Annotated in this window: 19 protein-coding genes; 11 read left to right on the top strand and 8 right to left on the bottom strand. The window is 58.7% G+C overall.

Annotation, left to right across the window (positions count from 1 at the left end; genetic code table 11):
* The first annotated feature begins 48 nt into the window (after positions 1 to 48).
* Positions 49 to 657, top strand: coding sequence for a redoxin domain-containing protein (locus EI290_RS07225; RefSeq protein ID WP_125428172.1), 609 nt, complete (start codon positions 49 to 51; stop codon positions 655 to 657).
* Positions 658 to 859: 202 nt separating this feature from the next.
* On the opposite strand, the gene EI290_RS07220 is transcribed toward EI290_RS07225, so the two are convergent.
* The 7 genes from EI290_RS07220 to EI290_RS07190 form a co-directional block, all read right to left on the bottom strand.
* A complete protein-coding gene (locus tag EI290_RS07220) occupies positions 860 to 1,735 on the bottom strand; it encodes a transglutaminase-like domain-containing protein (RefSeq protein WP_125428170.1) in 876 nt (291 codons plus the stop codon).
* A gap of 485 nt (positions 1,736 to 2,220) precedes the next feature.
* Positions 2,221 to 3,948 (bottom strand): ubiquinone-dependent pyruvate dehydrogenase, encoded by a 1,728-nt coding sequence (gene poxB, locus EI290_RS07215; RefSeq protein ID WP_125428168.1) that lies wholly within the window; start codon positions 3,946 to 3,948, stop codon positions 2,221 to 2,223.
* Between the two features lie 110 nt (positions 3,949 to 4,058).
* A complete protein-coding gene (locus tag EI290_RS07210; protein ID WP_125428167.1) occupies positions 4,059 to 4,919 on the bottom strand; it encodes a DUF5694 domain-containing protein in 861 nt (286 codons plus the stop codon).
* Between the two features lie 208 nt (positions 4,920 to 5,127).
* Positions 5,128 to 5,616 carry a hypothetical protein gene (locus tag EI290_RS07205; protein WP_125428165.1) on the bottom strand — a complete coding sequence of 163 codons (489 nt, stop codon included), beginning with the start codon at positions 5,614 to 5,616 and terminating at the stop codon, positions 5,128 to 5,130.
* Positions 5,616 to 7,244 carry an acyl-CoA carboxylase subunit beta gene (locus EI290_RS07200; RefSeq protein WP_125428163.1) on the bottom strand — a complete coding sequence of 543 codons (1,629 nt, stop codon included), beginning with the start codon at positions 7,242 to 7,244 and terminating at the stop codon, positions 5,616 to 5,618. Before EI290_RS07200 ends, EI290_RS07205 begins: the two co-directional genes overlap by 1 nt.
* A 218-nt stretch (positions 7,245 to 7,462) precedes the next feature.
* Positions 7,463 to 8,464 carry an MlaD family protein gene (locus EI290_RS07195; protein ID WP_185816882.1) on the bottom strand — a complete coding sequence of 334 codons (1,002 nt, stop codon included), beginning with the start codon at positions 8,462 to 8,464 and terminating at the stop codon, positions 7,463 to 7,465.
* 66 nt (positions 8,465 to 8,530) lie between these two features.
* Positions 8,531 to 9,340, bottom strand: a complete 810-nt coding sequence (locus EI290_RS07190) for an N-acetylmuramoyl-L-alanine amidase family protein (RefSeq protein WP_394343524.1) — start codon at positions 9,338 to 9,340, stop codon at positions 8,531 to 8,533.
* 87 nt (positions 9,341 to 9,427) lie between these two features.
* On the opposite strand from EI290_RS07190, the gene EI290_RS07185 reads away from it, so the two are divergent.
* The 8 genes from EI290_RS07185 to rplS all read left to right on the top strand — a co-directional run bounded on the left by EI290_RS07185 (position 9,428) and on the right by rplS (position 17,964).
* Positions 9,428 to 12,292 carry a putative LPS assembly protein LptD gene (locus EI290_RS07185; RefSeq protein WP_125428159.1) on the top strand — a complete coding sequence of 955 codons (2,865 nt, stop codon included), beginning with the start codon at positions 9,428 to 9,430 and terminating at the stop codon, positions 12,290 to 12,292.
* Positions 12,293 to 12,415: 123 nt separating this feature from the next.
* Complete coding sequence (gene panB / locus EI290_RS07180) at positions 12,416 to 13,231, top strand: 3-methyl-2-oxobutanoate hydroxymethyltransferase (RefSeq protein ID WP_125428157.1); 816 nt, start codon at positions 12,416 to 12,418, stop codon at positions 13,229 to 13,231.
* Between the two features lie 127 nt (positions 13,232 to 13,358).
* Positions 13,359 to 14,066, top strand: coding sequence for an RluA family pseudouridine synthase (locus EI290_RS07175; protein WP_125428155.1), 708 nt, complete (start codon positions 13,359 to 13,361; stop codon positions 14,064 to 14,066).
* 447 nt (positions 14,067 to 14,513) lie between these two features.
* The gene (locus tag EI290_RS07170) at positions 14,514 to 15,269 is read left to right on the top strand and encodes an acyl-CoA desaturase (RefSeq protein ID WP_125428153.1); all 756 of its coding nucleotides are present in this window, start codon (positions 14,514 to 14,516) and stop codon (positions 15,267 to 15,269) included.
* A gap of 198 nt (positions 15,270 to 15,467) precedes the next feature.
* Positions 15,468 to 16,013, top strand: coding sequence for a 30S ribosomal protein S16 (locus tag EI290_RS07165; RefSeq protein ID WP_125428151.1), 546 nt, complete (start codon positions 15,468 to 15,470; stop codon positions 16,011 to 16,013).
* 115 nt (positions 16,014 to 16,128) lie between these two features.
* A complete protein-coding gene (rimM, locus tag EI290_RS07160) occupies positions 16,129 to 16,710 on the top strand; it encodes a ribosome maturation factor RimM (RefSeq protein WP_125428150.1) in 582 nt (193 codons plus the stop codon).
* Between the two features lie 22 nt (positions 16,711 to 16,732).
* Entirely contained in the window at positions 16,733 to 17,407 is a 675-nt protein-coding gene (gene trmD, locus EI290_RS07155) for a tRNA (guanosine(37)-N1)-methyltransferase TrmD (protein ID WP_125428148.1), read from the top strand.
* Between the two features lie 182 nt (positions 17,408 to 17,589).
* Entirely contained in the window at positions 17,590 to 17,964 is a 375-nt protein-coding gene (rplS, locus tag EI290_RS07150; protein WP_125428146.1) for a 50S ribosomal protein L19, read from the top strand.
* Between the two features lie 91 nt (positions 17,965 to 18,055).
* Here the strand turns inward: rplS and EI290_RS07145 are convergent, their stop codons facing one another.
* Positions 18,056 to 18,478 (bottom strand): hypothetical protein, encoded by a 423-nt coding sequence (locus EI290_RS07145; protein ID WP_125428144.1) that lies wholly within the window; start codon positions 18,476 to 18,478, stop codon positions 18,056 to 18,058.
* 137 nt (positions 18,479 to 18,615) lie between these two features.
* Here EI290_RS07145 and EI290_RS07140 point away from each other — a divergent pair, with 137 nt between their 5' ends.
* On the top strand, positions 18,616 to 21,582 hold the full coding sequence (locus tag EI290_RS07140) for a M1 family metallopeptidase (RefSeq protein ID WP_125428142.1): 2,967 nt from the start codon (positions 18,616 to 18,618) through the stop codon (positions 21,580 to 21,582).
* A 102-nt stretch (positions 21,583 to 21,684) separates the two neighbouring features.
* A complete protein-coding gene (locus EI290_RS07135; RefSeq protein WP_125428140.1) occupies positions 21,685 to 22,287 on the top strand; it encodes an inorganic diphosphatase in 603 nt (200 codons plus the stop codon).
* Positions 22,288 to 22,507 lie beyond the last annotated feature (220 nt).

The following is a 22,507-nucleotide window of genomic DNA, read 5'->3' as shown; positions in this document are numbered from 1 at the left end:
CTGTCGTATTGCACCGCTTACCACCGCCGCATTTCCCTTTCACTGCCCATGTCATTTCGCCGAATTTCCATAGTTGCCGCTGCTGCCCTGCTGTTCTGTACCGTAGCTGTTAGCGTGGCCCGTGCCCAGGGCAACCGTTCCGTGGCGGATTTCAGCCTGAAAAATGCTTCCAATGCCGAAGTGGCTCTGAAAAGCTACGCTGGCAGCAAGGCCGTGGTAGTGGTGTTCCTGAATCCCGCCTGCGCCTTTTCCAAGCTCTACCAAAGCCGTCTGGCCGCACTAAGCACGGAATACAGCGCCAAAGGAGTGCAGTTTCTGTTTGTAAATACCCCCATCAACCTGGAGGCCAGCGCCGACACGGGCGACGCCGAAAAGCTCAAGGTGAAAACGGCCGGACCCGACCTGCCCCTGCTCACGGATGAAGGCCAGAAGGTGAGCACCCTGCTGGGAGCCAGCAAAACCCCCGAGGCCGTTGTGCTACAACCCGTGGGTGACGGATTTGCCGTGCGCTACAAGGGTGCCATCGACGACAATCCCCAGGTAGAAGCCTACGCCAAGGAGAAATACGTGGAACTGGTGCTTGATAACCTGCTGGCCGGCCGCCCCGCCACCGTCTCCGACAGACGCGCCGCTGGCTGCCTGATCAAGAAGTTTTAAGCAGAAATAAGTCGGTTGGACCGCGTGTTATTGCGCGGACGAAGAACGACGCAATCCATCTTTCTCCAAGTATAAAACGCTGACCTACTCGAAAGCCCCTGATGTATGCACGTCAGGGGCTTTGCATATTCGGGCGTTTTGCGTGTACAATAAGACGGATTGCGTCGTCCTTCGTCCGCGCAACGACACGCGGCTCACAACCTTACTCCTCGTCGGGGGCGGCTTGGGGATTGTCAGTCTGCACGTCGTCCGTGAGGATGGTCAGCAGCTGACCCACTTCGGCGGCTTTGGCGGGTTCCTGCAGCTTCTCGAAGCTGAGCTGCAGGTTGCGCAGGGCCCGGCGCACAATATCCAGGTGCGAGCAGGGCTCAAAAAAGATTTCGTTGGGCGTGAGGTTGAGCTGGGCAATATAGTGCTCAATATCAGTGCGCGAGAGGACCAGCCCCCGGTTGTAGCAGTTTATATAAAACGGCTCCAGAGGCGGCTCCAGACGGTAGGTGAGCACAAACAGGTTGGGCAGGTTCACACCAAATACCGGCAGTTTCAGGCGCTGCGCCACCAGCAGATAAATTACGCAGAGCGTGAGCGGATTGCCGCGGCGGGTTTCCAGCACCCGGTGCAGCATGGAGTTGGCTGGGGAATGGAAATTCTGGGTGTTGGCGGCAAACTTGTGCGTGCGGAAGAGCACATGGTTCAGGGTTTGTACCTGGTCGGCGGGGTGCATTTCGGGTTGCAGCAGCGTCCACACCTCAAAGCGCAACTGCTCAATGGCCCGGTTCAGCACCTGAAAATCGGCGTCGGGATACTGGTAGCTGTTGAGCAGCCACATGCCCTCCAGCAGGTTTTCGCCGCCGGAGTCGCGCCACACGCGCAGGCGCTGCTGCAACCCCTCAAACTGCAAATGATGGATCAGGTCCTCCAGGCGCTGCTGCTGCTGGGAATCCAGGGTTTCCTCCCAGCTTTCCTCCAGAAACGGAATAATGGTTTCGCCCAGAGTCTGAATCTTCTCCTGAATCTGCGGGGCAACTTCCGGGTCGTCGAGCAGGGAGATAAGGGCTTTTATTTCTTTGTTGGTCATGGATCAGCAGGCGGCAGCGGAAGCCGCGAGAAGCAGAAGGAGCAAATAAACACAACCCGCGCGGGTTCACCGCACAGGTTTATCCGGAAATAACAGCCTGAGCGGGCCTATTTGTTCATTCGGAGCCTTTCATTGCTGGAAGCGTTTAGGAATTTATAAAAAGGAAGTTGCTGCCAGCCGTAGCTTGTCGAAGCATGACAATTCCTAAACACTGCCCAAGTAGGAGACTTCGGGCAGTAGCGGAACACCAGACAGCGCATAGCGTTCCGCTAATTTCCAACGACCTCCTAGGCTGTGTGGTCAGTCATATAAGAAGAACGTCCTTCCGAGCGAAGCCGAGGAAGGACGTTCTCTGGTAGTGCATTGTGTTAACTGTCCACATGCCCTAAATGCCTTCGTAAACAGCTTCCCTACTCGTCATTCTTGCACTCCGCTCGGAACGGCGCTCTGCTAAAGCATTAAAACCGTACTCTTTGAGTGCTTCCTTACCGCAGCAGATTGGTTTTCGCCAACTCCAGCACTTCGTCGCCGCGGCCGCTCATGATGGCTTTCAGGGCGTACAAGCTGAATCCTTTTACCTGGCTGGCCTGAATGGTGGGCGGCATCGACAGCTCCGTGCGCTTCACCACGGCATCCAGCACTACCGGGCCCGGGTGAGCCAGCATTTCGGCAATGGCCGCAGGTAGTGCAGCGGGGTCCGAAACGCGGATACCCCGCACGCCGGCTGCTTCGGCCAGGGCCGCAAAATTGGGATTATCCAGCTCAGTGCCGTATTCCAGAATGCCGGCGGCTTTCATTTCCAGCTCCACAAAGGCCAGACTGGCGTTATTGAAGATGACGATTTTAACGGGTGTTTTCAGCTGTTTCAGCGTCAGCATCTCGCCCATCAGCATGGCAAAGCCCCCATCACCGGCCAGGGCAATTACCTGCCGGCCGGGGCTGGCCAGCTGGGCTCCGAAGGCCTGGGGCATGGCGTTGGCCATACTGCCGTGGTTGAAGGAGCCAATCAGCCGCCGCCGGCCGTTCATGCGCAGGTAGCGGGCCGCCCAGATGGTGGGCGTGCCCACGTCGCAGGTGAAAATGGCGTCCTCGGCGGCCTGCTCGTTCAGGAGGCGGGCTACGTATTGCGGGTGCATGCTGGTGTCGCCGGCCTCGCCGGTTGCCAGCTCGTCCAGGTCCTGGCGGGCTTCCCGGTAATGGTCCAGAGATTTTTCGAGGTGGCGGCGGTCCTGCTTGTGGTTGAGAATGGGCAACAGGGCCTGCAGCGTGGCGGCCACGTCGCCTACCAGGCCCACCTCCACCCGGGTGCGCCGGCCAATGTGCTCCCCGCGCAGGTCAACCTGCACCGTGCGGGTTTCCGGGGGCAGAAACTGGGTGTAGGGAAAGTCCGTGCCCAGCATCAGCAGCGCATCGGCATCCATGATGGCTGCGTAGCCGGAGGTAAAGCCCAGCAGCCCGCTCATGCCCACGTCGTAGGGGTTGTTGCCCTCCACGTACTCTTTCCCGCGCAGAGCGTGCACCACGGGAGCCCCCAGGGCTTCGGCCACCTGCAGCAGCTCGGCGTGGGCCTCGGCGCACCCGGCCCCGGCCAGAATGGTAACTTTATCGGCGGTATTGAGCACATCGGCGGCGGCCCGCAAATCGTCTGGAGCCGGCACCAGCGTAGCCTTGCTGCGCAGAGCCGGCACCCGGGGCTCAGGGGCATCGGTTTCCTCGTACTGGATGTCACCAGGAATCACCAGCACCGCCACGCCACGCTGCGTAAGGGCCGTTTGCACCGCCGACTCCACCATGCGCACGGCCTGACCGGGGTTACCCAGTAGCTCGCAGTAGGCGCTGCACTCTTTGAAGGTGTTTTCGGGGTGGGTTTCCTGGAAGTAGCCGGTACCTATTTCGATGCTCGGAATCTGAGCTGCAATGGCCAGCACGGGCACCCGGCTGCGGTGGCAGTCGTAGAGGCCGTTGATGAGGTGGGTATTGCCGGGGCCACAGCTGCCGGCGCACACGGCCAGGGAGCCGGTGAGGTGGGCCTCGGCCCCGGCGGCAAACGCGCCGGCTTCCTCGTTGCGCACGTGCACCCAGTCAATGTTGTCGCGCTTCCGGATTTCGTCGGTAAGGCCGTTGAGCGAGTCACCCACCACGCCGTACACGCGCCGCACGCCGGCCGCCACCAGGGTATCAACCAGTATTTCCGCTACGGTTTTCTTTGCCATTGTCTTCAGAGGAGTTAAGTCCGGAAGGCTATACGGCAACTTTCACTTTTCTGACCATCACCCTCACGTAGCAGCCGTGCTACCCACAACCTGCGTTCAGAATGTGCTGCCTACTTTTTCAGATACTTCCGCGACTCCACCACCCGAAACTCCGGGTCACTGGCGAAGATGCTTTGCAACGAGCCGATGTGGGCCGCGCCAAACAGGGCCAGCACCCGCTGCGGCCGGACCGGCAGCGCCTGCGTCACGATGTTGGAGTAGATTTTATAGTCCCGGTTCTTGAACACTGATATCAGCTCCGCCCCAATGTAGCGCGGGTTGATGAAGGCCGTGTCCACGGCCGCGTCAGGGTTGGTGAAGCGGCCGTTGGTGACGCGGGCCGGTGTTACGTAGCGCAGCCGGTACACCAGGTTGTAAATTTCGGGCTGGTTGAGGGTGGCCAAGTAGCGGGACAACGGCAGGCTGCCATCTTCCAGCGCAGCCCGCTTGGCCCCGGCTACTTTGCTCAGCTCCGCCCCGGCCTGCTGGTACAGTTCAATGTTCTGGCCGGTGCGTAAAATGCCCTGCGACGTGCCGCCCGGGGCATTGGCGCAGTAAATCCGGGGCAGCTGCAGCTGCTTGCCCAGCCGAAACGCTACCTGGTACACTTCGCTCCGGCCGCCGGGCAGCGCGGCTAGGTCCAGCTTATCCTGCCGGTAGAGGGCGTAGAGGCTGTCGAGGCGGGGCTGCTCCTCGGGCAGCATTTCCACTACCAACATATCGGGGCGAAACCGGGCAATGGCGGCCGTGAACCGGCTTATTTCCTGCTGACCCTGAGGCGTCAGCACGTCGGTGGCAGGCTTGGCAGGTTTGTAAATCTGGTTGAGATGGTCGCAGCCCACCACCATTACCTCGGCGGGCTTGGGGGACGTTTGGGCCCAGCTTACGCCGGAAACAGCGCAGAACATAACGGGCAGGATAGATTTGAGCATAGTGTAGCCATGAGTGTGGCTGCGAGTTACAATCCACAGCCGGATTTCCTGTCTGTTTGCTTCCGAAAAAAACAACAGCCCGCCGCTTCAAGTGAAGCTGGCGGGCCGCAGTAAGTGGAAGATGTTATGACGTTTTCTACCCGGTGGCGAAGAGGAGTTCTGCTCACGCTATTGCAGCCGGCTAATAAATAGAGGCCTTTCAAAACCCCTATTCAACTGCAGTGGTTCGCAGAACTTGCCCATCCGGAAATGCATCTAAAAACTGACATCCTAATTCCTCATTCCTAAACTTTACAATGGTCACACTGCTGTCGAAGCACACGATTTCTAACGCAGCAGCAGCTAACTGCAATGATTCCGGCTCAGTCCATAGCTCCCGATTTCCGTCGGCGTACGGTATTTCATCAAAAGACAGTTCAGGTACTTCGCCTGCTATACCACAGAAAACACCCCATACTATCTGAATGCCTTGATTGACCATAACGTCATACAGAATCTTCCCAGGTATGACGATATATGAGTTTTCCTGCTGTTTCTCCCAGTCAGCAACTGTTGGCACAAAGTCCTTGAGGTGCCAACATTGCAGATTAGAAATAACCCAGTTCAGTTCTTCAACCTGCTGCCTAATAGCGGGCAATAGGTTATCCATATCCGTCTGCCACCGGAACTGAGGAGGATTTTCAAGCAGAATCGTCATCACACCTGAATCACACCCACATTATACGCCTTTTCAATCGGCGCGTGGTTGGCCATTGAAATGCCCTGGGAAATGACTCTGCGGGTTTCCAGCGGGTCGATGATGGCATCCACCCAGAGGCGGGCGGCGGCGTAGTAGGGCGAGAGCTGCTCGTCGTAGCGGGCCTTGATGTTGTCGAACATTTCCTTTTTGGCCTCGTCCGTCAGCTTTTCGCCCTTGCCCTCGGCGGCGGCTACCTGAATTTGGAGGAGCGTGTTGGCGGCGGCGGCCCCGCTCATCACGGCCAGCTGGGCAGTGGGCCAGGCCACAATCAGGCGGGGGTCGTAGGCTTTGCCGCACATGGCGTAGTTGCCGGCCCCGTAGCTGTTGCCCACAATCACCGAAAACTTCGGCACCACGGAGTTGGCCATGGCATTCACCATCTTGGCTCCATCCTTGATGATGCCGCCGTGCTCTGATTGGGAGCCCACCATGAAGCCCGACACATCGTGCAGGAACACCAGCGGAATCTTCTTCTGGTTGCAGTTCATGATGAAGCGCGCGGCCTTGTCGGCCGAGTCGGAATAGATAACACCGCCCATCTGCATGGCGCCCTTCTTGGTCTTCACGATTTTGCGCTGGTTGGCCACGATGCCCACGGCCCAGCCATCAATGCGCGCCAGCCCGCAAATCAGGCTCTGACCATAAAGATCCTTATAAGGCTCAAACTCCGAGTTGTCCACCAAGCGGTTGATGATGTCCATCATGTCGTAGGGCTTGGCGCGGTCGGCGGGCAGCAGACCGTAGATTTCCTTCTCGTCCTGGGCCGGAGCCAGGGGCGCTTTGCGCGAGAAGCCAGCTGTAGCCTGCCCGCCCATCTTATCGAAGATGTTGCGGATGTGGTCGAGGCACTCCTCGTCGTTGGCAAACTTGTAGTCCGTCACACCCGAAATTTCGGAGTGCGTGGTGGCCCCGCCCAGCGTCTCATTGTCAATGCTTTCCCCAATGGCCGACTTCACCAGGTAGGAGCCCGCCAGAAATACCGAGCCGGTACCGTCCACAATCATGGCCTCGTCGGACATAATAGGCAGGTAAGCCCCACCAGCCACGCAGGGGCCCATGATGGCGGCCAGCTGCACGATACCCATGCTGCTCATTACGGCGTTGTTGCGGAAGATGCGGCCGAAGTGCTCCTTATCGGGGAAGATTTCGTCCTGCATGGGCAGGTACACGCCCGCCGAATCGACGAGGTAGATAATGGGCAGCTTGTTTTCGATGCTGATTTCCTGGGCCCGCAGGTTCTTTTTGGCCGTAATCGGGAACCAGGCCCCGGCCTTTACAGTGGCGTCGTTGGCTACTACCACGCACTGCCGGCCCTGCACCCAGCCAATTACCACCACCACGCCGCCCGAGGGGCAGCCTCCTTCTTCCTTGTACATGCCCTCCCCGGCAAACGCCCCGATTTCCACGGTTTCCGCGCCTGTATCGAGCAGATACTCTATCCGCTCCCGGGCGGTGAGCTTGCCCTTGGCTTTGTGGGCGGCAATGCGCTTCTCGCCGCCGCCGAGCTGCACTTTTTCCAGCCGTTTTTTCAGCTGAAAGTTAAGTTGCTTGATGCTGTCTTCGTTCTTGTTGAATTCGAGGTTCATTGGGGTGGGAATGGGTGGGAGCAGTGAAATAGTGAGATGGTGAAAGGGTGAGTTTGCCGTTTCGGCAACTTGTGCCGGGCCATTCGCCCCGCGTAAGTCATCAGCACAGCAAGCCCACCTTTTCACCATCTCACTATTTCACCTTTGGGCAGAACAAAAAAATCCGCCCCTCACGGGGCGGATTCAAAGGTAAGAGGATTGCCGTTTGTGGCCGACACCTACTTTACCGTCGTTTTCACTTCGGTTTCAGTGGTAGTACCGTTGGGTTTCACGGTGGTGGTTTCTGTTTCTTTCTTGGCCTTGCCCCCCCCCCCAAACACCGAGAAGTGCACGTAGTTCTTGGGGTTAGCTTTCAGGTCCTGCAGCAAGGCATTAGAGCTGGCGGCCGTGGCGTTGAGGTTGTTGTACAGCGTAGAGTCACTGATGAGCTTGCCCAATGAGCCTTTCTGATCCGACAAAGAGCGGTTGAGCGTGGTCATGGTTCCCTGGGCTTCTGTCATGGTAGCGTTGAGCTTGCGCATGGCCGGGCCCACCGGAGCATTTTTCAGTGAGTCGCTGAGCGTGGAGAAGTTGCTGGCAATCCGGTCGAATTTAGCGCTGGTTTTATTCAGCTCTGCGGTCAGGCGGGCCATGTTGGTGGTAATCTGGTTGATGTTGCGCTGGTTCATCAGCAGCAGGTTTTTCAGGGCCTCGGTACTGCCCTGGGCGTTGAGCAGGGTAGCCTGCAGGCTTACTTTGGCATCCTTATTCAGGAAGCCGTTCACCTTAATCAGGGTGGAGTCGACGGTGCCGAGCACGGGCAGGGCCTTGGCCTGAAAGGCATCGGTAATGCTGGCCACGGTGTAGGATTTCAGCTCCTCGCCCCCGTCGTACACCTTGCTGTCCTTGCCCAGAAACAGGGTAATGGTTTTGGAGCCCAGCAGGGAGCCGCTCAGCGAGGCTACCGTAGAGTCGCCGACGGTAACACCTTTTTGCAGCTCCAGGGCCACTTTCACGCGGTTACCTTCCTCAGGCACCAGCGTCATTTCCTTTACCTGGCCCACCTTGATGCCGTTCAGCACCACCGGGTTGCCCACGTTCAGGCCGTCTACGTTGTCGTACTTGGCGTAGTAGGTCCGGTCGGAAGATAGCAGGTTGCTTCCTTTCAGGAAGTTGAAGCCCACAACGAGCAGGGCAATGGCCACAATACCCAGCAGGGCTACTTTAATTTCTTTCGACACGGTGGTCTGCGGTTGGTTGGAGGGAGAGTCAGGAAGCCAGAGCCGGGTTGCAATGCCCGGCGGGGATTATTCGCCCGAGGTGGCTTCCAGCTCGTTTTTATAGTCGCGGAAGGCCCGGTAAATACCCGAGGCCATATACGTCTGATTGGTCTTATCGTTCAGATACAGTTCTTCCTGCCGGTTCGTAAGAAAGCCTGACTCAATAAGCACAGCCGGCATGGTTGATTTCCAGAGCACCAGAAAGCCCGCCTGCTTCACGCCCCGGGAAGGCCGGCCCACGGTAGTACGAAACTGCCGGTCCACTTTCTGGGCAAACCGGATGCTGTTTACAATGTGGGCACTCTGGTAAAGCGAAAACAGAATATGACTCTGGGGGGAAGTGGGGTCGAAGCCATTGTAACGCTCCTTGTAATTGTCTTCCTGCAGAATTACCGAGTTTTCGCGCTTGGCTACGGTCAGGTTGGCATCGGTTTTGTGCGGCCCCATGGTCCACACTTCGGTCCCGTTGGCCGAGGCGGCTGAGGCGTTGCAGTGTACCGAAATAAACAGGTCGGCGTTGTTCTTATTGGCAATGCCCGCCCGGTCGGCCAGCTCCACAAATACGTCAGTTTTGCGGGTGTATACAACCTTTACGTCCGGCATGTTCTCTTCTATCTGCCGGCCCAGGGCCAAAATTATTTTTAGCGCTACATCAGCCTCGCGGGCTTTCACGCCGGCGCAGCCTCTATCCTTTCCTCCATGCCCCGCATCGAGCACCACCGTCCGCAGCCGATACCGCGCCGGCAACGGCCCCGCCACCGGCTCCGAATTCTGAGGAAAAGCAAATCCGGCGAGGGAAAACAGGGCCGCCGTGCCCAGAGCGACAATATTCCGCACGGAGTTCGTTAGTTGGGGCAGCGACCCGCTACCTTTGCAAACCGCCACAAAATAAACGATAAAAACTACGTGGCCTCATTCGCGCCTGTGTTCCTTTCTGTATTGCGTGTGTTCGGGCCGCTGCTGCGGCTTACCGGCCTGCTTGCGCTGGTGCTGAGCCTGGGCTTGCCGGCTGCCGCCCAGCAGCGCCCGGGTACTACCAACGTACCCGCCGACGTGCGAACCACGGCCCCCAAAATCCTGAACCCGCCCCCCGCCGGGCCCGTGCGCGACACTACGGGCCTGGTGTCGGGCACGCCCGACTCGGTGCGGGTGGCGGCCGGGGGCCGCAAGGGCGCGGTGGAAAGCACCGTGAAATACAAGGCCCAGGACTCCATCCGGTTTGAGGTGCAGAATAAGCGCGCCATTCTCTACGACAAGGCCAGCGTGGATTATGGGGAGATGAACCTGAAAGCCGCCCTGATTACGGTGGATTACAGCAAAAACCTGGTAACGGCCGAGGGAGCCAAGGATACTACCGGCCGCGTGCAGGACCGCCCCGTGTTCAAGCAGGGCGCCGAAACCTACCAGGCCGGCCGCATCGACTACAACATCAAAAGCAAGCGGGGCCGCATTACCGACGTGGTAACCCAGCAAGGCGAAGGCTACATCCACGCCGAAACCATCAAAAAAAACCAGCTGAACGAAATGTTCGGGGTGCACGGGCGCTACACTACCTGCAACCTCGAGCACCCGCACTTCTACATCAACGCCTCCAAGATGAAGGTGATACCGGGCCAGAGCGTGGTGACGGGACCCTTCAACCTGGTTATCGGGGATATACCCACGCCGCTGGGCTTTCTGTTCGGGTATTTCCCCTCGCCCAAAAACAAGCGCCGCTCCTCGGGCCTGATTATTCCAACCTTCGGGCAGGCCGCCGACCGGGGCTTTTTCCTGCGCAACGGAGGCTACTACTGGGCCGCCAATGAGCACATTGGGGTGCGCCTCACCGGGGATATTTACTCGGGCAACGCCGACCGGTTTGGGGGCTGGCGCGGTACGGCGGAAATGCAGTATATCACCCGCTACCGCTACCAGGGCCTGTTCACTTTCAACTACAGTTCCCAGCCCACCGAGCGGTTGCTGGGTACTACAGATGCCAATACCAACCCCACCTACAACGTACCCCGCTCTCAGCAAACTTTTGCCCTGATGTGGACGCACACACCCGTACCCCGCCCCAATGGCGGCCGGTTTTCGGCCAACGTGAACGTGAGCAGCAACAATTACTTCCGCCAAAACTCCTACAACGTGCGGAACTACCTGTCGTCGGCCTTCCAGTCCACGGTTACCTACTCCAAGCAGCTGCGGTACGCGCCCATCAACTACAGCGTAAACCTGAGCCAGAGCCAGAACACCCAAACGGGCACCATGGATTTCACCCTGCCCGACGTATCGGCGCAGCTGGCCCGGCAGTACGTGTATGATATTCTGAAGATTCAGCCCCGCAAGGCCTACGAGCAGCTGGCCTTTTCCTACGACCTGACCTTCCAGAACAAGCTGTCCAATAATATTGCTGCCCGCCAGATTAACGGCGGCGCCATTCCGCTGCTGGGCGGCTCCAACACGGCCCTGATTATGCCCGTGAAGCTGGGCAACCTCAGCAAGCTGCTGCGCAACTCCCAAACCGGTATGCGCCATAATTTCGGTATTACGCTGGGCAGCTTCAATTTTGCCCACCTCAATTTCAGTCCTACTGTCACCTACAACGAAATCTGGTATTTCAAGCGGCTGGACTACTCCTATAACGAAACGGCCAAAGCCATTCGGGTGGATACCACGGCCAGCTTCAACCGTCTCAGCGCCGTATCATATGGGGCCAGCATGAGCACCAACCTCTACGGGACCATTGTACGCAAGGGCACCCACAAGATTCAGGCGCTGCGCCACAAAATCACGCCCAGCCTGAACTACAACTACACGCCCACCAGCTCGGCCCGGAACTCGGGGCTGGAGCGGATTGCTACCCCCGGCCTGCGCGACCCCGCCACCGGCCGCCTATATGAGGAAGGTCAAACTTACATCGACAACCAAGGCTTTCTGCTGCCCCAGTACAACGGGTTCCTCTACGGCTACCCCACGGCCACGCGCGTCAGCCAGCTGAGCTTCTCGCTGCAGAACGCCGTGGAAATGAAGGTGCGCAACTCCAACGACACCACCGGCAACACGCCCTTCAACAAGGTGAGCCTGATTGACGGGCTAGATTTCAGCACCGGCTACAACTTTGCGGCCGACCGGCTGAAACTGGCGCCATTGTCCTCAACGTTCCGCACGCAGGTGGCCCGCAAGCTCAACGTCACGCTCAACGCCAACTTCGAGTTTTACCAGCGCGACTCCACCGGTACGCTGAAAGACCGGTTTTTGTGGCAGGACCAACCCTCCACTTCCCGCATCCGGCTGGCCCGCCTCAGCACCGCCAATGCTTCTCTGTCCTACCAGTTCAATCCGGCGCAGGGCACCAAAAAATCAACAATTCAGCGGGATGCGGCCCCGGTAAACGACCCGCAGCTCGGCTCCCCGCGCATGATAAATCCGTACGAGGATTACGTGGATTTCTCGATTCCCTGGGAGCTGAATACCAGCTTCACGGCCTCCTACGCCAACCAGGGCCCGTTGCCGGAGCTGACTTCCCGCCCCCGCCGGTCGCCCTACACGGCCGCTACGCTCAACCTGAACGGCTCAGTGAAGCTCACCGAAACCTTCCGCTTCGGCTTCAGCACCAACTACGACTTCATCAACCGCACGCCCGCTTTTACCTCCCTGGATTTCACCAAGGACCTGCATTGCTGGCAGATCAACGGGAACTGGCGGCCCTTCGGCGCCACCCGGGGCTACTTCGTAACCATTGCAGCCAAATCAACCCTGCTCCAGAGCCTGAAGCTGAGCCGCAACCGCACGTTCCTGAACTACTAACGGCGGCGGCGGCCTGTATACCCTGCCAATGGCAAGGGGACATCTGATTGAAAGAAATTAGGCACTTTTGCCCTGCCCCAGGCCGATGCCTCCGGTTTCTCTTCCTCTCTTTTCTCTACCTCTATGTCTCAGCATAAAGAAGTCAAACTCGTGACCACGCACCAGTTGCTGGCCATGAAACAGCGCGGCGAAAAAATTTCCATGCTCACCGCCTACGACTTCTCGATGGCGCAAATTCTGGACGGGGCGGGCGTGGATGTGCTGCTCGTGGGCGACTCGGCCTCCAACGTTATGGCCGGCCACGAAACCACCCTCCCCATCACCCTCGACCAGATGATTTACCACGCCCAGAGCGTAGTGCGGGCCGTGAAGCGGGCCTTTGTGGTGGTGGATATGCCCTTTGGCTCCTACCAGGGCAACTCCTCCGAGGCCCTGCGCTCCGCCATTCGCATCATGAAGGAATCGGGCGGGCATGGCATCAAGCTGGAAGGCGGGGCCGAAATCAAGGACAGCATCACCCGCATCCTCACGGCCGGCATTCCGGTGATGGGCCACCTGGGGCTTACTCCGCAAAGTATTTATAAATTTGGCACCTACACCGTGCGGGCCAAGGAAGAAGCGGAGGCGCAGAAACTGCTGGAAGACGCGCTGCTGCTGCAGGAAATCGGCTGCTTTGCCCTGGTGCTGGAGAAAATTCCGTCCAGCCTGGCCAAGCAGGTAGCCGAGAAGCTCACAATCCCCGTAATCGGCATCGGTGCCGGCCCCGACGTGGACGGGCAGGTGCTGGTAGTGCACGATATGCTGGGCATCACCAAGGAGTTCAAGCCCCGCTTCCTGCGCCGCTACGCCGAGCTGGGCGACCTGATGCACGACGCCGTGCAGCGCTACATTCAGGACGTAAAAGCCCGCGACTTCCCGACTTCGGAAGAAGCGTATTAAATCAATTAAAAATTGAGGAATTAAAAATTAAAAATTACGCTACTGGCTCCCTAATGCGCTCAAATTGACCGTTCGGATTCAGCCAATTCATAATTTTTAATTTTTAATTTTTAATTCTTTCCCCAGAGTGAACCGACCAAATTTGTGGGCTGAAGGACGGGAAATCCTGTTCGAAGACAACCATCTGCTCATCATCAACAAGCCCGCCGGGCTGCTGGTACAAGGCGATGCAACCGGTGACGAGCCCCTCTCAGCCAAGGCCGAGGAATACCTGCGCTTCAAGTACAAAAAGCCCGGTGCCGCCTTCGTGGGCGTAGCGCACCGCCTGGATAGGCCTGTGAGCGGGGTGGTGGCCCTGGCTAAAACCAGCAAGGCCCTGAGCCGCCTCAACGAGCTGTTCCGCGACAATAAGGTGCACAAAACCTACTGGGCCCTCACCGGTAAGTGTCCCGCCCCTACCCAGGGCCACCTCACGCACTGGTTGGTGAAAGACCCCATTCGCAACACCACTAAAGCCTACACCGAGCGCCACGGCCAAGGCCTCAAATCGGAGCTGGACTACCAGGTGCTGGGCCAGGCCGGCACGCGCTGGCTGCTGCAGGTGAACCCCATTACCGGCCGCCCCCACCAGATTCGGGTGCAGCTCAGCTCGGGCCTCGGCACCCCCATCGTGGGCGACGTGAAGTACGGTTTCCTGGCCCCTTTGCCCGACGTGAGCATTGCCCTGCACGCCCGCCAGCTGGAGTTTCAGCACCCCGTAACCAAAGAAGCTATGTGCTTCAAAGCCCCCCTGCCCGACATAGCCCACTGGGAAGCGGCGGAGGCATATTATTAGAGGGAAACCTGAGACGACGAAACAGCAGAAGTGAGACAGACGACTTCGCCAAACGGTCCGTCTGTCTCACTTCTGCTGTTTTGTCGAAGCTGTTTAGAAAGTCGAAAAAACGTCATGCTTCATCTGGTGTCCGCTTGTCGAAGCATCTCTACCGCTTCGTTGAGCCGTTCAACGAAGCGGTAGAGATGCTTCGACAAGCGGACACCAGATGAAGCATGACGTTCTGATTGGTTCTGCCAGACTTCCTAAACAGCTTCATCGTCTCAGGTTTCCCTGCTCATGTCCCGTCGCTAATAACATTTTGTCCTTTTTAGAAGCTGAATTGCACTTGGGGGAGGGGTGGCCGTAGTTTTGCGAAACGGCGCTTGAACTTTAGCAGGGAATTTGGGCTTCTGCCCTCAAACGTGCCCGCCGTTTCCGGTTCCGACCCTTAATCCTTCTGCCCCAATGGCAATACTCGTTTTCTTCGTAGCGCACTATTACCTGTCGCTCTTCACGCAGACGTTCTACCTGCACCGCTACGCCGCCCACAAAATGTTCACCATGAATAAATTCTGGGAGCGGTTTTTCTTTCTGTTCACCTACATCTGCCAGGGTTCTTCCTTCCTCTCGCCCCGGGCTTACGCGCTGCTGCACCGCATGCACCACGCCTACTCCGATACCGAGCTGGACCCCCATTCGCCGCTGTACTCTTCCAATGCGTTCAGCATGATGTGGAAGACCAAAAACATCTACAACGATGTGCTGAACCGTCGCTACGAGCTGGCTGAGCGGTTTGAGGGCGACTACCCGGTGTGGGAAGCCGTGGAAAACCTGGGCGACAAGTGGTACTCCCGCATCGGCTGGGGCGCTCTATACGTGCTGTTCTACGTGCAGTTTGCCACGGCCTGGTGGCAGTTCCTGCTGCTGCCCCTGCACTTTCTGATGGGCCCCATCCACGGCGCCATCGTGAACTGGGGCGGCCACAAGTACGGCTACCAGAACTTCGACAACCACGACCATAGCAAAAACACCCTGCCCTTCGACTTTTTGGCCTTCGGGGAGCTGTTCCAGAACAACCACCACAAGCTGCCCATGCGCGTCAACTTCGGCGTGAAGAAGTGGGAGCTGGACCCCACCTACGCTTTCATCTGGACCCTCGATAAAATAGGCGTGGTGAAAGTGAAGCGCAAGTGGCAGCAGGATGTACCCATGGCGGCGTAGGTTCTCCCAGATATATTTTCTTGTGAAAAGGCCATTTCTATGCAGAAATGGCCTTTTTTTTATCTTTAAACCCTTCTCTTTTAGACCGGCTGATGCGCTGAAACGGTGCAATCCTTTTAATCCGATGAATCTATGATTACCTTTGCACCTCATTTTTCAACCAGACGCACGGGATGCGTCACTTAACCAAACCGGTTTATGGCAGTTAAAATCCGCCTCGCCCGTCGTGGCCGCAAGAAGGCCGCAATGTTCGACATCGTTGTTGCTGACTCCCGCTCGCCCCGCGACGGCCGCTTCATCGAAAAAATCGGCACCTACAACCCCCAGACCAACCCCGCCACCATCAACTTTGATGGTGACAAGGCGTTCGACTGGATTATGAAAGGTGCCCAGCCCACGGATACCGTGCGCGCCATGCTCTCCTACCGCGGTGTGCTGTACCGTAAGCACCTGCAACTGGGTGTTATCAAAGGCGCTATTTCCCAGGAAACCGCCGACCAGCGCTACACCGACTGGAAGGAGCAGAAGGACGCCAAAATCGAAGGCAAGCGCACCAGCCTGGGCACCGCCAAGGAAGAAGCCCGCAAGCAGCGTCTGGCCGCTGAAACCAAGGTAAACGAAGCTCGCGCTGAAGCACAGCGCGCCAAGCAGGCTGCCGCCCTGGCTGCTGCTGCTCCGGCCGCCGAAGCTGAAACCACCGAGGCAGAAGCTCCGGCTGAAACCACTGAGGAAGCCGGCGCATAGTTTCTGGCTTACGTAAGAAGGTGATGGGGTAACGAGGATGTCGACGGCTCTGCCCGCCGCTGTCTTGTTCCACTCCATCACCTTCGCACGTTTCCCCCTCTTCACTTCCTACCTCATGACACTCGACGACTGCTACGAACTGGGTTCCATTGTGAAGCCACACGGCCTGAAAGGCTTCGTGGTAGCCACCTTCGATGTGGATGACCTGGAGCCGTATCGGAAGCTGAAATCGGTGCTGCTGGAACTACCCACGGCCCCGGGCAAGCTCACGGAGTATGCCGTGGAAAAACTGCAGCCCCAGAGTGGTGAGCGGGCTCTGCTCAAGCTCAAAGGTATTGACCGGATAGAGGAAGCCGAGCCGTTGCGGAATGCCAAGCTGTGGCGCCCACTAGCCGAGCTGCCGGACCTGGCCGACGACCAGTTTTACTTTCACGATGTGATTGGCTTCCTGGTGGTGGATGAGCAGCTCGGTGAGTTGGGCACTGTAGAGACGTTCTACGAGTTGCCCCAGCAGGACGTGCTGTCAATGCGCTACAAGGGTCAGGAAGTACTGATTCCAGTGGCCGATGAGTTGATTTCGCATGCCGACGAAGACGCGCGCAAGCTATACGTAAACTTGCCTGAAGGCTTGCTTGACGTGTATCTGACGCCTGCTTCGCGGGAGCGGGATGAGCCCGACGAATTTGTAGCGCCTTAGGCTTATCGGCTGCTTGGGAACTATGCGCATTGACATTGTAACGTGCCAGCCGGATTTGCTGGTCAGTCCCTTCGCCCATTCCATTGTGAAGCGGGCCCAGGAGAAAGGCCTGGCCGAAATTCAGCTGCACGACCTGCGCCGCTACGCCATCAATAAGCACGGTCAGATTGATGACTATGTGTTTGGGGGCGGAGCCGGCATGGTACTGCGTGTGGAGCCTATTGCCGCCTGTTTCGATGAGCTAATGGCGCAGCGACCGTACGATGCGGTTATCTATATGACTCCCGACGGCAACACGCTGCGGCAGCCCTTGGTTAATCGGTTATCGTTGGCGGGAAACCTGCTGATCCTGTGCGGCCATTACAAAGGCGTGGATGAGCGAATCCGGCAGGCCTACATCACCCACGAAATCAGCGTAGGCGACTACGTGCTGAGCGGAGGGGAGCTGGGGGCCGCCATTTTGGTGGACGCGGTGGTGCGGCTGTTGCCCGGCGTGCTGGGCAACGAGGAGTCGGCCCTGAGCGACTCGTTTCAGGACAACCTGCTGGCGCCCCCCGTGTACACCCGCCCGGCCGAATGGCGAGGCCTTGCGGTACCGGATATTCTGCTTTCGGGCAATACTCCGAAAATTGATATCTGGCGCCATGAGCAGGCCCTGGCTCGCACACAGGAGCGGCGGCCGGACCTTTTAGAGTAACTGAGTAGTTGAATAACTGCGTGTTTTTTGGGCTGAAGCTATTAAAAAGGCACTACTCAGACACTCAGTCACTCAGTCAATAACAACGGAAGTTGTAATCATCAAATCAGAGGGCTATATTTGCGCCTCTTTACCCGAAACCCTTCAGGGCGGCGCGGCCGTCCTTCACAGTTTTTCCAGCCATGAGCGTACTACTCGATTTTATCCAGCAGGAATCCCAGGAGCGCCGCGCCAGCTTCCCCAAGTTTGCCGCCGGTGACACCATCAATGTCCACGTAAAAATCCGCGAGGGCAACAAGGAGCGCATTCAGCAGTTCCAGGGCGTAGTTATCCAGCGCAAGAACACCAGCTCGAACGGCGAAACCTTCACTGTTCGTAAGATTTCGAACCAGATTGGCACCGAGCGGATTTTCCCGCTCCTGTCGCCTAACATCGACAAGATTGAAGTAATTCGTCGTGGCCAGGTGCGCCGGGCCCGTCTGTTCTACCTGCGTGGTCTGTCGGGCAAAGCGGCTCGTATCAAAGAGAAGCGTCGCGTAGTGGCTACCGTAGCCTAAGCTACCCGCTCTCCGCGTTTCTAATAACAGCAAAGCCGGTTTCCTGCGTAGGAAACCGGCTTCGCTGTTTCTATTTGGTTACGCAGGTTAGCTAGCGGTTCTGGCTGGAATCCTGCTGCAAATCCTGCTCGGGCGTGGTTTGTCCGCCTTGCACTTGCCCGGCCGCGGCCGTCAGGGCCTCGCCCAGCTTGCCAATCCGGTCGGCGGTGTTGGGGTTTTCGGCGAAGATGGCGGCTTTGCTCGTGGCAGTGCCCAGGCGGTGCAGCAGCCGGCCCACGATATTTTTATCAATGGAGCCCCCACCGAAGTGGGCTTTCAGCTCCTGCAAATCAACTACCAGTTGGTGCAGCTCGGGGTTGTTGGCGTCCTTAAGGTCTTCAATCCAGCGCTGGAAATTGTTGTCGAGGCCGGCACGCTCAGCTTCTTCCTGGAGGTTGCCAGTGAGCAGATTGATGGCACCGTCGAGGTGATTCTGGTGCTGGGTATCGTCCTTGGGCAGTTTGTGGTACGACATAATACGAATGGGTTGGGCTACCAGGTAGCGTGATGGATGGGTGTAGGTGGCAAACGTGTGCTTTTTCAGAAGGTTCTTCGGGGGTCTCGCCCCGAACGGCTACTTTCGTTGCCGCTTTGTTCTCTTCCCCTCATCCTATGTTGCGCATCCGACAACTACTTTACCTGGCCGGCCTAACGGTAGCCCCAATCTTCGCCCAAGCCCAAACGGCTTCCACGTGGCAACAGCAGGCCGACTATTCCATCGATGTAACCCTCGACGACAAGCAGCACCTGCTCAGCGGCCGTGAGGAGCTGATTTATACCAATAACTCGCCCCAGGCACTGACCTATATCTGGTTTCACCTGTGGCCGAATGCCTACCGGGACAACAACACCGCCTTTGCCCGCCAGCAGCTGCGCAACGGCAGCCGGAAGTTTCAGTTTGCCAGCCCCAGCCAGCGCGGCTACATCGATGGGCTGGAGTTTCAGGTGAACGGGCAGCCGGCCCGGCTGGAGTACGACGCCACCAGCCCCGACATGGCCAAGCTGGTGCTGCCGCAGCCCCTGGCTGCCGGGGCGCGCGCCACCATCACCACGCCCTTCCGGGTTAAGATTCCGGACTCGTTTTCCCGGTTCGGGCACGTGGGCCAGAGTTACCAGATTACGCAGTGGTACCCCAAGCCGGCGGTATTCGACCAGAAGGGCTGGCACCCGATGCCCTACCTCGACCAGGGCGAGTTCTATTCGGAGTACGGCTCCTTTGATGTGCGCATTACGCTGCCGGCCAACTACACGGTGGGCGCCACCGGCGTACTCCAGAATCCCGACGAGCAGCAGCGCCTCGACCAGTTGGCTACGACTACGGCGGCCAAGAAAACCCCGCAGGACTTCGGCTCCGATTTGAAGTTTCCAGCTTCGGCGGCGGAAACCAAAACCCTGCGCTACGTGCAGGACCGGGTGCACGATTTTGCCTGGTTTGCTGATAAGCGGTTTAACGTATTGAAAGGCGGCGTCACACTACCCTCGGGTCGGCAGGTAACTTCCTGGGTGCTTTTCACCAACAAGGATGCGCAGAAGTGGATTAAGGGCCTGCAGGATGTGAATGACGCCCTCACCTACTACTCGCAGTGGGTGGGCGAGTATCCCTACGCCTCCGCCACGGCCGTGGATGGAGCCCTAAGCGCCGGCTCAGGTATGGAGTACCCGATGGTGACGGTAACGCAACCTGCGGCCATTGTGCATGAGGTGGGCCACAACTGGTTTTACGGGATTCTGGGCTCCAACGAGCGGGATTTTCCGTGGATGGATGAGGGTGTGAACTCCTACATCGAAAACCGGGTGGCGGAGCGGGATAACCCCACCGCCGGGCAGTTCGAGTTTCTGGCGAAGTCGCCCAAAATTGCTGGTAAGCTGGGCGTAGATGGTTTGCCGGCCGCCGCCCTCAACCAGATTCCCTACCAGGCCATGGCCTCCCGGGGCCTCGACCAGCCGGTGAGTGGCCCCATTTCGGCGGAATTCGGCAAGCTCAACTACGGCCTGATTGTGTACGGCAAAACGGCCTCCCTGCTGAGATACCTGGCCGGCTACCTGGGGCAGGAGAAGTTCGACGAGGCCATGCACACCTACTACCAGCGGTGGCAGTTCCGCCACCCCTACCCGGCCGACATGCAGGCCGTGTTTGAGGAAGTCAGCGGCCAGAAGCTCGGCTGGTTTTTTCAGCAGATGCTCACTACCCAGAACCACTACGAGGTAGCGCTGTCGGATATGCTGGTGCAGAACGGTACGGTAAAGGTGCTGGTACGCAACGACTCTCCCGCGCCCCTGGCCGTGCCCGTGGCCTCCCTGGATGCTCAGGGGAAAGTACTGGAGTTGAAGTGGACGCCCGTATTCGGCGGCACCGAGGATGAAGAGCAGGACGAAACCCAGCTCAACTTCCAGCGCCAGGGGGTGGCGGCCGTGGTAGTCGACCCCGGCTACCTCACGCCCCAGCTCAACCGCCGCGACGACCAGCGCCAGCTGGAGGGCAGCTTCCCGACCTGGGAGCCCCTGCAATTGAAGCCCCTGGCCAGCGTGGAGCGCTGGGACCGGCACTTCATCAACTGGGTGCCGGTGCTGGGGGCCAACACCGCCGATAAGTTTATGCTGGGCGCGGCCTTCTACACGAACCTGCTGGCCCCGAAGCGCCTGAATTTCCTGGCCATGCCCATGTTCAGCTTCAACCGGGCGGAGATAAACGGCATCGGCAGCGTGTCGCTGAACGTATTGCCCCGCACCAATGTGCGCCAGCTTATCACCAAGGTACAGCTGACGCGGTTTGAGCGGTTCAGCAAAATTGAGCCCAGCCTCACCCTGCAGCTGCCGCATTCGGCCTATAACCGCGCCCAGCACTGGGTCCGGTTTGCCAATACCTCCGTGCAGAGCGACTTCCTGAACCGTACCAGCAGCATTCAGACGGCGGAATACCGCATCAGCGACGGGAATGCCCTCCAGAACTGGTCGGGCCACCTGGAGCTGAACTTCCTGTCATCGGATGTTTCCAGTGACAACAGTGCCCGGCAGGCCAGCCTGCTCCGGGCCACGGCCACTTACGGCCGCTACTACAACGCCCGGAAGCAGGTGCGGGCGCGCGTGTTCGGGGGCACCTTCCTGAAATCCAGCGCCGACTTCCGGATGGGCCTGAGCGGCAGCTACGACTACCGCTACCAGAACACCTACCTCGACCGGCAGCAGATTTCCGATGCCTTCACCGCCCAGGTGCACCAGACCGACGACCGGGACGGGGGCTTTAAAGGCTACGTGCCCGTTAGCACTCAGAACTGGCTTACCACTCTCAACCTGGAAGCCGACCTGCCGGTTACCTCCCTGGCCGTGTACGGTGATGTGGGGCTAGGCAAAATAGTAGCTGGCCTTTCCTTCAGCGCCCGGACCCGGGGCTACTACGGGGCGGGCCTGGTATTGCCTCTGGCCAAGAACATCCTGCGTCTGTACCTGCCCGTGGCCGGCTCCCAGTACGAGAACGGACTGCCCGGCAGTGGCAAAGATTTCGCGCGTAACATTCGCTTTGTGCTGCACCTGGAGCAGCTGAGTCCCTTCCGCCTCCTCGACGAACAGCTGGCGCAGTAACTCTACTGAAATCCTGTACAGGGTGAAGCCCGGCCCGGCATAGTACATGCTGGCCGGGCTTCTTATCTTCCGGACCAGTCTTTCGGCTTATCCCTCATTGCCATGCGTGCCTCTGCCCTGCTGTTTCCTGCTCTGCTCCTCCCTGGCCTGCTGAGCGGCTGCCACACTAACTACGCCGAGCTCCCCACTTTCTCGGCGGAACGGAAGCTGCTTCAGGTGGTCGTGGCCATGCCCGCCGGTACCAACCACGAGCAGCACTACAACCCGGCCACGCACACGTTTGAGCGACAGCAGGAAGCCGGTACCGAGGAGGTAATTGAGTTTCTGCCGGTGCCCGGTAATCTGGGCTTCGTACCGGGTACGCGGGTAGCCACGGGTATGGGCGGGGCGGAGGCTCCGCTGGCAGCGCTGGTGCTGGCCGAAACCCAGCCCGCGGGCACGGTGGTAGAAGTGACGCCCCTGGCCCTGCTCACGCTGGACGTGAAAGGCGCCTTGCAAACTGTGCTGCTGGCCGTGCCTGCCCGCCCCGCTCAGCGCACCCTCCCCGATGCCACTGACTGGGCCACGCTCAATCAGCATTACCCGGGTGTGCGGCCTTCCCTGAGCCTATGGTTTCAGCACCGCTACCGCCCGGCCGAAACCCGCATTGTAGGCTGGAAAAACGAGAAAGAGGCCGAAAAATTCCTCCGCAGCCACCTGGAGTAAGGAGCCGGTATACTGTGGCGTGATCTTCTGTCCGCCGCCTCCACACAGTATACTATCTACCACAGGAGCCGCCCTTCGGACTGTAAAAGGCGTCCTGAATACCGTTTTATGTGAGGTGAGCGGCGGGCCGAAGTCCGCGCCACAGCACATAAAGGCTTACAACAACAAAGGCCACCCACTAGGGCGGCCTTTGTTGTTGTAACCGGAGAGAAGCGGCGGT

Origin of the sequence: Hymenobacter metallilatus (assembly GCF_003944705.1) — a bacterium.
GTDB lineage: Bacteria > Bacteroidota > Bacteroidia > Cytophagales > Hymenobacteraceae > Hymenobacter > Hymenobacter metallilatus.
The sequence above is the reverse complement of the archived record's forward strand: the minus strand, read 5'-3'. Positions and strand labels throughout refer to the sequence as shown.

What these genes read in the sequence shown, in the direction of transcription:
- poxB (WP_125428168.1), bottom strand. Translation starts at nt 3,948, where the DNA reads ATGGCAAAGAAAACCGTAGCGGAAATACTGGTTGATACCCTGGTGGCG.
- rplS (WP_125428146.1), top strand. Translation starts at nt 17,590, where the DNA reads ATGAGCGTACTACTCGATTTTATCCAGCAGGAATCCCAGGAGCGCCGC.
- trmD (WP_125428148.1), top strand. Translation starts at nt 16,733, where the DNA reads ATGCGCATTGACATTGTAACGTGCCAGCCGGATTTGCTGGTCAGTCCC.
- EI290_RS07225 (WP_125428172.1), top strand. Translation starts at nt 49, where the DNA reads ATGTCATTTCGCCGAATTTCCATAGTTGCCGCTGCTGCCCTGCTGTTC.
- rimM (WP_125428150.1), top strand. Translation starts at nt 16,129, where the DNA reads ATGACACTCGACGACTGCTACGAACTGGGTTCCATTGTGAAGCCACAC.
- EI290_RS07200 (WP_125428163.1), bottom strand. Translation starts at nt 7,244, where the DNA reads ATGAACCTCGAATTCAACAAGAACGAAGACAGCATCAAGCAACTTAAC.
- EI290_RS07140 (WP_125428142.1), top strand. Translation starts at nt 18,616, where the DNA reads ATGTTGCGCATCCGACAACTACTTTACCTGGCCGGCCTAACGGTAGCC.
- EI290_RS07145 (WP_125428144.1), bottom strand. Translation starts at nt 18,478, where the DNA reads ATGTCGTACCACAAACTGCCCAAGGACGATACCCAGCACCAGAATCAC.
- EI290_RS07135 (WP_125428140.1), top strand. Translation starts at nt 21,685, where the DNA reads ATGCGTGCCTCTGCCCTGCTGTTTCCTGCTCTGCTCCTCCCTGGCCTG.
- EI290_RS07170 (WP_125428153.1), top strand. Translation starts at nt 14,514, where the DNA reads ATGGCAATACTCGTTTTCTTCGTAGCGCACTATTACCTGTCGCTCTTC.
- panB (WP_125428157.1), top strand. Translation starts at nt 12,416, where the DNA reads ATGTCTCAGCATAAAGAAGTCAAACTCGTGACCACGCACCAGTTGCTG.
- EI290_RS07165 (WP_125428151.1), top strand. Translation starts at nt 15,468, where the DNA reads ATGGCAGTTAAAATCCGCCTCGCCCGTCGTGGCCGCAAGAAGGCCGCA.
- EI290_RS07210 (WP_125428167.1), bottom strand. Translation starts at nt 4,919, where the DNA reads ATGCTCAAATCTATCCTGCCCGTTATGTTCTGCGCTGTTTCCGGCGTA.
- EI290_RS07205 (WP_125428165.1), bottom strand. Translation starts at nt 5,616, where the DNA reads ATGACGATTCTGCTTGAAAATCCTCCTCAGTTCCGGTGGCAGACGGAT.
- EI290_RS07220 (WP_125428170.1), bottom strand. Translation starts at nt 1,735, where the DNA reads ATGACCAACAAAGAAATAAAAGCCCTTATCTCCCTGCTCGACGACCCG.